Source organism: Pseudomonas lurida, assembly GCF_002563895.1.
In the GTDB taxonomy this organism is placed as follows: Bacteria; Pseudomonadota; Gammaproteobacteria; order Pseudomonadales; family Pseudomonadaceae; genus Aquipseudomonas; species Aquipseudomonas lurida.
On sequence record NZ_PDJB01000001.1, the window covers coordinates 5,901,942 to 5,914,962 of the forward strand.

A 13,021-nucleotide genomic window follows, 5' to 3' on the forward strand; every position below is an offset into this window, starting at 1 on the left:
ACCTCCTCGCCCGCCGACGCTAAGACCAAGCGGGCAGCCCAACAGGTTTAAAAACGAATGAATGCTCTAGCCCGCCGCGCCGCAGGCCTGCTGTTCAGTACAGTTTGTCTGCCTCTTTCAGCCTTGGCTGCCGACCCACAACCCACCCACGAATTCACCCTCGACAACGGCCTCAAGGTCGTCGTACGCGAAGATCATCGCGCGCCGGTGGTGGTTTCCCAGGTCTGGTACAAGGTCGGTTCGAGCTACGAAACCCCGGGCCAGACCGGTTTGTCCCACGCCCTGGAGCACATGATGTTCAAGGGCAGCGCCAAGGTCGGCCCCGGCGAAGCCTCGCTGATCCTGCGCGACCTGGGCGCTGAAGAGAACGCCTTCACCAGCGACGACTACACCGCTTACTACCAGGTACTGGCCCGTGACCGCCTGGGTGTCGCCTTCGAGCTGGAAGCCGATCGCATGGCCAGCCTGCGCCTGCCGGCCGACGAGTTCAGCCGCGAGATCGAGGTGATCAAGGAAGAGCGCCGCCTGCGCACCGACGACAACCCGATGTCCAAGGCCTACGAGCGCTTCAAGGCCATGGCGTTCCCGGCGAGCGGCTACCACACGCCGACCATCGGCTGGATGGCCGACCTGGATCGCATGAAAGTCGAAGAACTGCGCCACTGGTACCAATCCTGGTACGTGCCGAACAACGCCACCCTGGTGGTGGTCGGCGACGTCACCCCGGACGAGGTGAAAAACCTGGCCCAGCGCTACTTCGGCCCAATCCCCAAGCGCGACGTGCCACCGGCAAAGATCCCGATGGAACTGGCCGAGCCCGGCGAGCGCCTGCTGACCATGCATGTGCAGACCCAACTGCCGAGCGTGATCCTGGGTTTTAACGTCCCTGGCCTGGCCACTGCCGAAGACAAACGTTCGGTGCAGGCCCTGCGCCTGATCTCGGCCTTGCTGGACGGCGGCTACAGCGCACGCATCTCCGAGCAGCTGGAACGCGGTGAAGAGCTGGTCTCTGCCGCGTCGACCAACTACGACGCCTATACCCGCGGTGACACCCTGTTCATGCTGACCGCGACGCCCAACCAGCAGAAGAAAAAGACCGTTGCCCAAGCCGAAGCAGGCCTGTGGCGCCTGCTGGAAGAGCTGAAGACCAAGCCGCCGACCGCCGAGGAACTGGAGCGCATCCGTGCCCAGGTCATCGCCGGCCTGGTCTACCAGCGCGACTCCATCACCAGCCAGGCCACGGCCATTGGCTCCCTGGAGACCGTCGGCCTGTCCTGGAAATTGATGGACACCGAGCTTGCCGACCTGCAAAGCGTGACACCGGAAGATATCCAGAAAGCCGCGCGTACCTATTTCACCCGCGAACGTCTCAGCGTCGCCCATGTCCTGCCTGAGGAGACCGCTCATGAGTGATCGCAAAAGCAGCCGCCTGATCTTCCCCGGCCTGATCGCAGTCACCCTGATCGCCGCCAGTGCCGTGTACTTCCTGCGCCCGAGCGAGTCCGTCGCCAGCCCGGCGCTGGAAAAAGCCCAATCGAGCAACAAGCTGCAATCCCTGGCTGAACTGGACGGCAAGGCGCCGACCAATCGCACGCTCGACGTGCAGACCTGGACCACCGCCGAGGGCGCCAAAGTGCTGTTCGTCGAGGCCCATGAACTACCGATGTTCGACGTGCGCATCCTGTTCGCCGCCGGCAGCAGCCAGGACGGCAACGTCCCAGGCCTGGCGCTGATGACCAACGCCATGCTCAATGAAGGCGTGCCGGGCAAGGACGTGAGCCAGATCGCCCGTGACTTCGAAGGCCTGGGCGCGGACTTTGGCAATGGCGCGTACCGCGACATGGCGCTGGTGTCCCTGCGCAGCCTCAGCGACAGCGACAAACGCGACGCCGCGCTCGCGTTGTTTGACGATGTGATCGGCAAACCCACCTTCCCGGCCGACTCCCTGGCACGGATCAAGAACCAGATCCTCGCCGGCTTTGAGTACCAGAAGCAGAACCCTGCCAAGCTGGCGAGCCTTGAGCTGTTCAAGCGCCTGTACGGCGACCACCCTTACGCGCACCCGACCGAAGGCACACCGGAGAGCGTCCCGAAGATTACCCTGGCGCAATTGCAGGCATTCCACGCCAAGGCTTACGCAGCGGGTAACGCGGTGATTGCAGTGGTTGGCGACCTGACTCGTGCCGAAGCCGAAGCCATGACGGCCAAGGTGTCCGCATCGCTGCCCAAGGGCCCGGCCCTGCCAAAAATCGCCCAACCGACCGAACCCAAGCCTGGCTTGAGCCGTATCGAGTTTCCGTCCAAGCAGACGCACTTGCTGTTCGCGCAACTGGGCATCGACCGCGCCGACCCGGACTATGCCGCCTTGTCGCTGGGTAACCAGATCCTCGGCGGCGGTGGTTTCGGCACCCGCCTGATGAGCGAAGTGCGCGAGAAACGCGGCCTGACCTACGGCGTGTACTCCGGCTTCTCGCCGATGCAGGTACGCGGCCCTTTCATGATCAACCTGCAGACCCGCGCCGAAATGAGCGGCGGCACCTTGCGCCTGGTCGAGGATGTCGTGGCCGACTACCTCAAGACCGGCCCGACGCAAAAAGAGCTGGATGACGCCAAGCGCGAGCTGGCCGGCAGCTTCCCGCTGTCGACCGCCAGCAACGCCGATATCGTCGGACAGTTGGGCGCCATGGGTTTCTATAACTTGCCGCTGAGCTATCTGGAAGATTTCATGAAACAATCCCAGGCCCTGACTGTAGAGCAGGTCAAGGCTGCATTGAACAAACACTTGAGCGCCGACAAGATGGTCATCGTGACCGCCGGCCCGACGATTGCGCAAAAGCCACTACCGCCCCCCACTGATAAACCTGCCGAGCAGCCGCTCGGGGTTCCGGAGCATTAATGGCCAGTCCATCTCGCCCGAAAAAACCTGTCCACAACGTCCATAACGGCGTGGGCCAGCTGCGCATCATTGGCGGCGAATGGCGCAGCCGCAAACTGAGCTTCCCCGACGTCGTAGGCCTGCGCCCGACGCCGGACCGCGTGCGTGAAACCCTGTTCAACTGGCTTGCGCCCTACATTGCAGGCGCCAAGGTACTGGACCCGTTTGCCGGCAGTGGCGCGCTGTTCCTGGAGGCGCTGTCCCGTGGCGCCGCCCTGGGGCAGGCGCTGGACGCCAGTAATGTGGCTGTTTCCAGCTTAAAGGAACACCTGGGCACCCTGCGCTGCACCACCGGCCAGGTGCAAACCGCCGATGCGTTGCGCTACCTGGAAACCCAGCCTGCCAGCGAGTTCGACGTCGTATTCCTCGACCCGCCGTTCAACCAGAACCTGCTGCCGACCGTGTGCGCATTGCTGGAAGAACGCCAATGGCTGGCGCCGGATGCGTGGATCTACACTGAAAGCGAGACGGCGCCCTCCACCCTGGGCTTGCCGGCATCATGGCGCCTGCACCGGGAACAGAAGTCCGGGCGGGTGTACTACGCGTTATGGCAACGCAGCGCCGCCTGACCTGCAGGCGAGAGCTTTTGTGGTACCACCGAGATCTGCATGAACCCTTGCGCTAACAACTTCACTCCCGCCTTTGGCCTCGGCAACCCTCACCTGCAAACGCTGTGGGGGCCGCTGTGGCGCCCCACCACCCACATCGAACGCCAACGCGAACGCCTGTGGCTGGCGGATGGCGACTTTCTCGATATCGACTGGCACGGCCCGCATGACGCGCAAGCGCCATTGGTGCTGGTGCTGCACGGGTTGACCGGCTCCTCCAACTCGCCCTACGTGGCCGGCCTGCAAAAGGTCCTTGCCGCTCAAGGCTGGGCCAGCGCCGCGTTGAACTGGCGCGGCTGCTCGGGCGAACCGAATCTGTTGGCACGCAGTTATCACTCCGGCGCAAGCGAAGACCTGGCTGCGACGATTGCCCACCTGCAGGCCAAGCGGCCGTTGGCCCCCCTGTATGCCGTGGGTTATTCACTGGGCGGCAATGTGCTGCTCAAGCATCTGGGAGAAACCGGCGCGGCCTCCGGGCTAAAAGGCGCGGCGGCCGTGTCGGTGCCCTTTCGCCTCGACCAGTGTGCGGACCGTATCGGCCTGGGCTTTTCGCGGGTTTACCAGAAGCATTTCATGCGTGAAATGCTGGCGTATATCCGCGTCAAGCAAAGCCGTTTTCTGCAGGACGGGCGGGCAGATGGGCTCAAGACCCTCGAAGCCCTGGGCTCACTGGAGAAAATGCGTACGTTCTGGGACTTCGACGGTCGGGTCACTGCGCCGTTGCACGGATTCTTGAGTGCCGAGGACTATTACCGCCGCGCGTCGAGCCGCTATTACCTGGGTGACATCCGCGCTCCAACCCTCATCATCCAGGCGGCCGATGACCCGTTTGTGTTTGCCCACAGCCTGCCCGAAGCGAGTGAACTGTCGGCGTGCACTGAGTTTGAGTTGCTGGCAAAGGGGGGGCACGTGGGGTTTGTGGAGGGTTCGTTGAGACGACCGGGTTACTACCTGGAACGTCGCATTCCTCAATGGCTGCTGGCACAACACGGTTAAACAATGTGCAAGCTGGCCTGCCCGCGATGAGGGCGTGCCAGCAAGCTCATGGTTGGCTGACACGCCGCTATCGCAGGCAAGCCAGCTCCCGCCTTTGATTGGGTCTACCCCTCAATCGAGTCAGTCGCCTGTGGCGATTTCACGCTGTGGATCGGTAATCCACTCGCTCCACGACCCCGCATACAACTTGCCCAACGGATATCCCGCCAGGCTCAGGGCGAACAGGTTGTGACACGCCGTCACGCCCGAACCGCAATACGCCACCAGTTCATCCGGCGAGCGCCCCTGCAATTGAGCGGCGAAGCGTTGCTTGAGTTGCTCGGCTGGCAGGAAGCGGCCGTCACTGCCGAGGTTTTCATTGAAAGCCGCGCACTGCGCACCCGGAATGTGGCCGGCAACCGGGTCGATGGGCTCCACTTCCCCGCGAAAGCGCGGTTGGGCGCGGGCATCGATCAGGGTCAAGCCAGGTTGGCCCAGGCGTTTTTGCAGATGCTCGGCATCCAGCACCAGGCGATTGTCCGGTGTACCGACAAAGCTGCCCGGCTCGATCACCGGCGCGTCCAGGCTCAACGGAAAACCCGCCGCGTGCCAGGCCTTGAGGCCGCCATCCAGGATAAACACGCCGTCACGCTTGCCCAGCCAGGCCAGCAACCACCAGGCGCGGGCGGCATAGGCGCCGGGGCCGTCATCGTAGAGCACCACGTCGGTGTCGGCGTTGATACCCCAGGCGCGCAATTGCTCGGCGAAGGTGTGGGCGGCTGGCAACGGGTGACGGCCAGTCACGCCCTTGGTCACCGGGCCGCTGAGGTGGCGCTCCAGGTCGGCATACTGCGCGCCCTCGATATGCCCTTCGGCATAGCTGCAGAGTCCGTAATCCGGGTCCTCCAGGGCAAAACGGCAATCCAGTATCACCCACCCGCCGGCCTTCTGGCGTTCGGCCAGTTGCTGGGGGCTGATCAGTTGGGCAAGCGGCATGACGGACTCCTATGAACAGATTCGGGAAAGGTCCTACTTCACTTCTTCCAATGCCTGATTCAACGGCACGTAAAATTCTTTGAACAAGGCATCCACTGCATCCTTCGCCTGGGGCGTGACGAAACCCGCCTCCAGTACCAGCACCTGATACACCCCACGCTTGATCGCCTCGGCGCTCAAGTGGGCGGAATTTTCATTGGTGGTGCACAAAAAACGCACCCAGGAGGTGAGGATGATCCAGGCATTGAGGGTCAGGGCCTCGGTTTGCACCGGGTCCATGTTGAGAATGCCGGCGTCGACAAACCCTTGGTAGATAGCGCCGCCCTGGACCAGGCAGCGCTGGGAAAAACGCCGATAGCCGGTAGCCAGTTCCGGGTCGCTTTCCAGCAGGTGCTCAAGGTCGCGATGCAGGAAGCGGTAGCGCCACATGCCGGCCAATACCGCCTGCAGATAGAAGCGCTTGTCTTCGACCGTGACCGCGCGGCCCTGGGGCGGGCGCAGGAAACTGTCCACCAGGGCTTCGTATTCGCGAAACAACACGGCGATGATCGCCTGCTTGTTGGGGAAGTGGTAGTACAGGTTGCCCGGCGAAATTTCCATATGGGCGGCAATATGGTTGGTGCTCACACTGCGCTCGCCCTGCTGGTTAAAAAGCTCCAGGCTGGTTTGCACAATGCGCTCGCTGGTCTTTACTCGTGGTGCCATAGGGGATCAGCTTCTGTACACGTGATGGGGCATCTTACGGGCTATTCTTGCAGGGATAAATCCGCATATCGGCGTAATGCCATTTGACAATTTAGAGTATTAACTCTAAAAATCCAGGCAGACCTATAACAATCGGGAACGCCGCCATGTCTGCCAACGTTGCCTACCTGCAAGATTCACAGGCGCTGGATCAACTCCAGGCCCTGTTCGACACCCAGCGTCGTGCCTACGCTGCCAACCCTATGCCGCCGGCCGCACAGCGCCAGCAATGGCTCAAGGCCCTGCGCGACCTGCTCAGCGACGAGCGCCAGGCGCTGATCAATGCGATCAGCCAGGATTTCAGCCACCGCAGCGCAGACGAAACCCTGTTCGCCGAACTGATGCCCAGCCTGCACGGCATTCACTATGCCAGTAAGCACCTGAAGGGCTGGATGAAACCCTCCCGGCGCGCTGTAGGCATCGCCTTCCAACCCGCTTCGGCCAAGGTTATCTATCAACCGTTGGGCGTGGTCGGGGTGATCGTGCCCTGGAACTACCCGTTGTACCTGGCCATTGGCCCATTGGTCGGCGCCCTCGCCGCCGGCAACCGGGTGATGCTCAAGCTCAGCGAATCCACCCCCGCCACCGGCGAGCTGCTCAAGTCACTGCTGGCAAAAATCTTCCCCGAGGACCTGGTGTGCGTGGTGCTGGGTGAAGCCGAAGTGGGCATGGCCTTCTCCAAGCTGCCCTTCGATCACCTGTTGTTTACCGGCGCCACCAGCATTGGCAAGCACGTGATGCGCGCGGCGGCAGAACATCTCACACCGGTCACCCTGGAGTTGGGCGGCAAGTCGCCCGCCATCGTGTCTGCCGATGTACCGCTCAAGGACGCCGCCGAGCGTATCGCCTTCGGCAAGGCGTTGAATGCAGGCCAGACCTGCGTCGCCCCCGACTATGTGCTGGTGCCGGAAGACCGTGTCGACGCGTTCGTTGAGGCCTACACCAACGCTGTTCGCGGGTTTTACCCGACCCTGGCGGACAACCCGGACTACACCGCTATCATCAACGAACGGCAACTCGCGCGGCTGAATGCCTACGTCAAGGACGCCACCGATAAAGGCGCCACCCTGATCCCGCTGTACGACCAGGGCCAGGCGCGGCGCATGGCCCACAGCCTGTTGCTGAATGTCAGCGATGACATGACCGTGATGCAGGACGAGATCTTCGGCCCAGTGCTGCCGATCGTGCCGTATCGAGGGCTCGACCAGGCCTTTGCCTACATCAACCAGCGCCCTCGCCCGCTGGCCCTATATTACTTCGGCTACAACAAGGGCGAGCAAAACCGCGTGCTCCACGAAACCCATTCCGGTGGCGTGTGCCTGAACGACACCCTGCTGCACGTGGCCCAGGACGACATGCCATTTGGCGGCATCGGCCCGTCGGGCATGGGCCACTACCACGGCCATGAAGGCTTCCTCACCTTCAGCAAAGCCAAGGGCGTGCTGGTGAAACAGCGCCTGAACGCCGCGAAGTTGATCTACCCGCCCTACGGCAAATCGATCCAGAAGTTGATCCAAAAGCTGTTCATTCGCTGAAACCGCCACCCACGGGATAACAATAACAATGAACCCTAGCCTGACTGATTCACCCGCACTGTCGCGGCGCGGCGTCTTGAAAATCGGCCTGTGCGCCAGCGCGTTCCTGGCCACCGCCGGGTTGGGCGCCAGCCTCAGCGGTTGCTCCAGCAGTACCCCGGCCAGTGGCTTTGCCATGTTGCGCAGCAGTGACTTGCCGTTCTTGCGCGCGGTGATCCCGGTGCTGCTAGAGGGCGTGGCCAGCGCCCAGGAAGTCGCCAGCGGGATTGAAGACACGCTTGAAAAGCTCGACTTCAGCCTGCAACGCCTGTCGCCGGAGATGTTCAAGCTCACCCAGCAACTGTTCGATGTACTGGGCATGGGCATCACCCGAGGACCGTTGACCGGGATCTGGGGCAGTTGGGAAAACGCCAGCAGTGAACAGATCCGCAACTTCCTGCACCGCTGGGAAAACAGCTACCTGAACCTGCTGCGGATGGGCCAGGGCTCGTTGCTCAAGCTGGTGATCATGGCCTGGTACTTCCAGCCGGCGTCCTGGGCCCATTGCGGCTACCCCGGGCCGCCGAAGGTCTAGCCTTGATGACCCGATCAGAAATGTGGGAGCGGTTTCGCTCGCGAAAGCGGTGGATCAGCCACACCGGTGTCGACTGACACGCTGCATTCGCGAGCAAGCCCGCGCCCACATTGACCACAACTTCGTACAAAAATAAGAGTGCATTCCTATGCCCGTACCCGACCTGTTCCGCGATGGCATGGCCCGTGGCTGGAAAACCCACAATGGCGCCGCCCTCGACAACGACCTGACCCTGGAAGCCGACGTCGTGATCATCGGCAGCGGCGCCGGTGGCGGCACCACCGCCGAAATCCTCAGCGCAGCAGGCTACAAAGTGCTCCTGATCGAAGAAGGCCCGCTCAAGACCAGCAGCGATTTCAAGCTGCTCGAAGACGAGGCCTACACCAGCCTGTACCAGGAGGGCATCGGCCGCATGAGCAAGGATGGCGCGATCACCATCCTGCAGGGCCGGGCAGTAGGCGGCACCACGCTGATCAACTGGACGTCGAGCTTTCGTACCCCCGACGCCACGCTCGCCCACTGGGCCAGCGAATACGCCGTGAAGGGCCACAGCAGCGCCGAGATGGCGCCCTGGTTTGAACAGATGGAGCAGCGCCTGGGCATCGCACCCTGGGCCATGCCGCCCAACCCCAACAACGATGTCATCCGCAAAGGCTGCGAAAAGCTTGGTTACAGCTGGCATGTGATCCCACGCAATGTGCGCGGCTGTTTCAACCTGGGCTATTGCGGCATGGGCTGCCCAGTCAATGCCAAGCAGTCGATGCTGGTGACGACGATTCCGTCCACCCTTGAAAAGGGCGGCGAACTGCTCTACCTGGCACGCGCCGAACGCCTCATCTACAGCGGCGACACCATCAGCAGCCTGGAATGCGTGGCCATGGACACCCTGTGCGTGGCGCCGACCGGACGCAAGATCACCGTAAAAGCCAAGCATTACGTGCTCTCGGGCGGCGGCATCAACAGCCCGGCGCTGCTGATGCGCTCCGACGCTCCCGACCCGCATTCGCGGCTGGGCAAACGCACCTTCCTGCACCTGGTGAATTTCTCCGCCGGGTTGTTCGACGAGGTGATCAACCCGTTCTACGGCGCGCCGCAATCGATCTATTCCGACCATTTCCAATGGCAGGACGGCACCACCGGGAAAATGTCCTACAAACTGGAGGCGCCACCCCTGCACCCCGCGTTGGCCAGCACATTGTTAGGCGGCTACGGTACCCAGAACGCCCTGGACATGAGCCAATTGCCGAACACCCACGCGATGCTCGCCCTCCTGCGTGACGGCTTCCACCCCGACAGCCCGGGCGGCAGCGTGGAGTTACGCGGCGATGGCACGCCGGTGCTCGACTATCAGGTGTCGGACTACGCCTGGGATGGCTTGCGCCGTGCGTTCCACAGCATGGCCGAGATCCAGTTCGCGGCCGGCGCCAAGTCGGTCAAGCCGCTGCATCATGATGCGCGCTACGTCAAAACCCTGGGCGAAGCCCGCACCATGATCGAAGGTTTGAACCTGGAACTGCACCGCACCTGCCTGGGCAGCGCCCATGTGATGGGCGGTTGTGCCATGGGTGAAGACCCGAGAAACGCAGTAGCCGACAGCCTCGGTCGCCACCACCAGTTGCGCAACCTGTCGATCCACGATGGCTCGCTATTCCCCACCAGCATTGGGGCCAATCCACAATTATCGGTGTACGGCTTGACCGCCCAACTGGCGACAGCGTTGGGCGAACGTCTGAAAACAGCGTGAAAAAACACGGTATTCGTGCTGTCTATAGTGCTTTCTTCTGCATAAGTTGACTTGGCCGACCGGGATGGCTGCGATACCATCCGGTTCCCCAACGGACTCCGCCAGGACGACGCGATGAACCGAGTGTTGTACCCAGGTACCTTCGACCCGATTACCAAAGGCCATGGCGATCTGGTCGAACGTGCCTCACGCTTGTTCGACCATGTGATCATCGCGGTCGCTGCCAGCCCCAAGAAAAACCCGCTGTTTCCCCTGGAACAGCGCGTGGAGCTGGCGCGCGAGGTCACCAAACACCTGCCCAACGTGGAAGTGGTGGGCTTTTCCACACTGCTGGCGCACTTCGCCAAGGAGCAGAACGCCAACGTGTTCCTGCGTGGCCTGCGCGCGGTGTCGGACTTCGAATACGAATTCCAGTTGGCCAACATGAACCGCCAACTGGCGCCGGACGTTGAAAGCCTGTTCCTAACGCCGTCAGAGCGTTATTCGTTCATTTCCTCGACGTTGGTGCGTGAAATCGCCGCCTTGGGTGGAGATATCACCAAGTTCGTGCATCCGGCCGTGGCAGATGCACTGACCCTTCGCTTCAAAAAGTAATCTGGCTGGACGGGGTCGTTATGACAGAACGGCCTCCTGTGGCCCCTGACACGACGATGCCAGTGGGCCGCAGGTCATGTGCGCTCGCACTGCGGGCGCCAATGCGGCACAATTGCGCGCATTCGTTTTCAGATGCCTTGGCTGACTGCCCTGGCAGGAGTTCCCATGTCCCTGATCATCACCGACGATTGCATCAACTGCGACGTCTGCGAACCCGAGTGCCCGAACGCCGCGATTTCCCAAGGCGAAGAGATCTACGTGATCGACCCGAACCTGTGCACCCAATGCGTCGGCCACTATGACGAGCCTCAGTGCCAACAGGTGTGCCCGGTGGATTGCATTCCGCTGGATGAGGCTCATCCGGAGACCGAAGAGCAGTTGATGGAGAAATACCGGAAGATTACCGGCAAGGCTTGAGGGCCTTATCGCAGGCAAGCCCGCTCCCACACTGCACAGATCAAAAGGTGGGAGCGGGCTTGCTCGCGATGGCGGCATCAACCATCACACAGAATCAGCGCTGGCACTTGGGGCAAAACACACTCGCCCGCTGCCCCAGCACCACATTGCGCAACTCGGTCCCGCAGACCTTGCACGCCTCGCCTCCACGGCCATAGACGAACAGTTCCTGCTGGAAATACCCCGGCTGCCCGTCGCCGCCGATAAAGTCCCGTAATGTGGTACCGCCGCGCTCGATGGCGGCGGCCAGCACACGCTTGATCTCGATCGCCAGCTTCAGGTAGCGCCCGCGCGAAATGCCGCCAGCGGCCCGACGCGGATCAATCCCCGCCGCAAACAGCGCTTCCGTCGCGTAGATATTGCCCACGCCCACCACCACCGCGTTGTCCATGATGAATGGCTTCACCGCCATCGATTTGCCGCGGGACAGCTGGAACAGGCGCTCGCCGTCAAACAGATCGGTCAGCGGCTCCGGCCCGAGGCGGATCAGCAGTTCGTGGTTGTACGGGTCCTGGCTCCAGAGCATGGCGCCGAAACGGCGCGGGTCGGTGTAGCGCAGGGCCAGGCCGGATTCAAGTTCGATGTCCACGTGTTCATGCTTGGCCGCTGGCATGCCTATTTCCACCAGGCGCAGGTTGCCCGACATGCCCAGGTGGCTGATCAAGGTGCCCACTTCGGCATTGATCAACAGGTACTTGGCTCGCCGCTCCACCCGCACGATACGCTGCCCGGACAGGCGCACATCGAGGTCTTCCGGGATCGGCCAGCGCAGGCGCCGCTCACGCACCACTACGCGGCTGACCCGCTGGCCTTCCAGGTGCGGCGCAATCCCGCGCCGGGTGGTTTCGACTTCTGGTAACTCGGGCATGTTTACCTCTTGAAGGAAGGATCAGTGGGCGCCCAACTCGCGAATCGACAGCTTCAGACTCTCGAAGTCGTAGTCCGACAGCCCTACGTAGTCCAGCACCAGGTGGCCAATAGCATTCCACTCGTAATCCGCTGCCTGGTTGCCCAGCACGCGGTAGGACGAGCAGATGTGCTCGGCCATTTTCAGGATCGCCAGCAGGTTCTTGAGTGCCGGGTTGCGCGTCGACTCATCACTGAAAATCGCCAGGGCGTTATGGTGGTTGGCAATAGCATCGGTCACATGCTCCGGCAGGCGCCAGGACTTGGCCGTGTAGTAGCCAACGACCGCATGGTTAGTGTTGAACGCGTTGTTCTCGGTGTCGACCACGCGGCAGTCGGGGCCGGCATTGGCATAGGCCTGCTCGAGCACCGACATGTAGTTGGGGAAGCGCTTGAGCATCAGCGGCACGCCACAGTCATGGAACAGCCCCAGCGCGTAGGCTTCGTCCACCGCCTGGGAGCCCGTGCGCTTGGCAAGCGTAAGGCACGTCATGGCCACATCCTGGGCGGTGTCCCAGAAGCGGTTGAGCGTGACGATGGTGTCATCACTCATCTCGCCCTTGATCGACAGTGCGTTGATCAGGTTGATGATCGAACGGCTGCCCAGCAGGTTCACCGCGCGCTGGATCGAGGCGATCTTGTTGCTTAGCCCGTAATACGACGAGTTGACGATCTTCAGCAACGCACCGGACAGGCCCGGGTCCTGGGAGATCAGACGCGCGATCACCTCGAGGTCCGGGTCGGGCATGTATTGCTCCATCTGCAAATCCACCATGATTTGCGGCTGGGGCGGCACGCTGATGCCTTGCAGGGCCTGTTGGATCTGTTCGGCGGAAAGCTCTTGGGACATAAGTACACACTCTGGGCTAGGGGGCGATTCTAACCTCTATAGGAACCTGACCGACACCTCAAAACCCGATTGGAACCGGACCAAATGTGGGAGCTGGCTGGCCT

13 protein-coding genes are annotated in these 13,021 nt (G+C 62.1%); 9 read left to right on the forward strand and 4 right to left on the reverse strand.

Going from position 1 to position 13,021, the window contains the following annotated elements; translation table 11 throughout:
- Nucleotides 1–57: 57 nt before the first annotated feature.
- From ATH90_RS27005 to ATH90_RS27020, 4 genes are read left to right on the forward strand one after another with little or no spacing between them, the layout of a single operon-like run.
- Nucleotides 58–1,413 carry a M16 family metallopeptidase gene (locus tag ATH90_RS27005; RefSeq protein ID WP_034109974.1) on the forward strand — a complete coding sequence of 452 codons (1,356 nt, stop codon included), beginning with the start codon at nucleotides 58–60 and terminating at the stop codon, nucleotides 1,411–1,413.
- On the forward strand, nucleotides 1,406–2,896 hold the full coding sequence (locus ATH90_RS27010) for a M16 family metallopeptidase (protein ID WP_098467520.1): 1,491 nt from the start codon (nucleotides 1,406–1,408) through the stop codon (nucleotides 2,894–2,896). Before ATH90_RS27005 ends, ATH90_RS27010 begins: the two co-directional genes overlap by 8 nt.
- Entirely contained in the window at nucleotides 2,896–3,504 is a 609-nt protein-coding gene (gene rsmD, locus ATH90_RS27015; protein WP_098467521.1) for a 16S rRNA (guanine(966)-N(2))-methyltransferase RsmD, read from the forward strand. Before ATH90_RS27010 ends, rsmD begins: the two co-directional genes overlap by 1 nt.
- A gap of 39 nt (nucleotides 3,505–3,543) precedes the next feature.
- Nucleotides 3,544–4,539 carry a hydrolase gene (locus ATH90_RS27020; RefSeq protein ID WP_034109979.1) on the forward strand — a complete coding sequence of 332 codons (996 nt, stop codon included), beginning with the start codon at nucleotides 3,544–3,546 and terminating at the stop codon, nucleotides 4,537–4,539.
- 120 nt (nucleotides 4,540–4,659) lie between these two features.
- Here the strand turns inward: ATH90_RS27020 and ATH90_RS27025 are convergent, their stop codons facing one another.
- Both ATH90_RS27025 and ATH90_RS27030 read right to left on the reverse strand, forming a co-directional pair.
- Complete coding sequence (locus ATH90_RS27025) at nucleotides 4,660–5,514, reverse strand: sulfurtransferase (protein ID WP_098467522.1); 855 nt, start codon at nucleotides 5,512–5,514, stop codon at nucleotides 4,660–4,662.
- Between the two features lie 33 nt (nucleotides 5,515–5,547).
- Nucleotides 5,548–6,219 (reverse strand): TetR/AcrR family transcriptional regulator, encoded by a 672-nt coding sequence (locus ATH90_RS27030; RefSeq protein ID WP_034109983.1) that lies wholly within the window; start codon nucleotides 6,217–6,219, stop codon nucleotides 5,548–5,550.
- Between the two features lie 131 nt (nucleotides 6,220–6,350).
- Here ATH90_RS27030 and ATH90_RS27035 point away from each other — a divergent pair, with 131 nt between their 5' ends.
- The 5 genes from ATH90_RS27035 to ATH90_RS27055 all read left to right on the forward strand — a co-directional run bounded on the left by ATH90_RS27035 (nucleotide 6,351) and on the right by ATH90_RS27055 (nucleotide 11,122).
- Nucleotides 6,351–7,793, forward strand: coding sequence for an aldehyde dehydrogenase family protein (locus tag ATH90_RS27035; RefSeq protein WP_476262598.1), 1,443 nt, complete (start codon nucleotides 6,351–6,353; stop codon nucleotides 7,791–7,793).
- 28 nt (nucleotides 7,794–7,821) lie between these two features.
- On the forward strand, nucleotides 7,822–8,367 hold the full coding sequence (locus tag ATH90_RS27040) for a hypothetical protein (RefSeq protein WP_034109987.1): 546 nt from the start codon (nucleotides 7,822–7,824) through the stop codon (nucleotides 8,365–8,367).
- A gap of 148 nt (nucleotides 8,368–8,515) precedes the next feature.
- Nucleotides 8,516–10,111 (forward strand): GMC family oxidoreductase, encoded by a 1,596-nt coding sequence (locus ATH90_RS27045; RefSeq protein ID WP_098467524.1) that lies wholly within the window; start codon nucleotides 8,516–8,518, stop codon nucleotides 10,109–10,111.
- Nucleotides 10,112–10,225: 114 nt separating this feature from the next.
- A complete protein-coding gene (gene coaD, locus ATH90_RS27050; RefSeq protein ID WP_003176711.1) occupies nucleotides 10,226–10,705 on the forward strand; it encodes a pantetheine-phosphate adenylyltransferase in 480 nt (159 codons plus the stop codon).
- Nucleotides 10,706–10,870: 165 nt separating this feature from the next.
- Nucleotides 10,871–11,122: a YfhL family 4Fe-4S dicluster ferredoxin gene (locus ATH90_RS27055; protein ID WP_003195146.1), complete on the forward strand. Its 252-nt coding sequence runs from the start codon at nucleotides 10,871–10,873 to the stop codon at nucleotides 11,120–11,122.
- 94 nt (nucleotides 11,123–11,216) lie between these two features.
- Here the strand turns inward: ATH90_RS27055 and mutM are convergent, their stop codons facing one another.
- Together mutM and ATH90_RS27065 are read right to left on the reverse strand one after the other, a co-directional pair.
- A complete protein-coding gene (gene mutM / locus ATH90_RS27060; protein WP_034109992.1) occupies nucleotides 11,217–12,029 on the reverse strand; it encodes a bifunctional DNA-formamidopyrimidine glycosylase/DNA-(apurinic or apyrimidinic site) lyase in 813 nt (270 codons plus the stop codon).
- A 21-nt stretch (nucleotides 12,030–12,050) separates the two neighbouring features.
- Nucleotides 12,051–12,863, reverse strand: a complete 813-nt coding sequence (locus ATH90_RS27065) for an HDOD domain-containing protein (RefSeq protein WP_174555888.1) — start codon at nucleotides 12,861–12,863, stop codon at nucleotides 12,051–12,053.
- Between the last annotated feature and the right edge of the window lie 158 nt (nucleotides 12,864–13,021).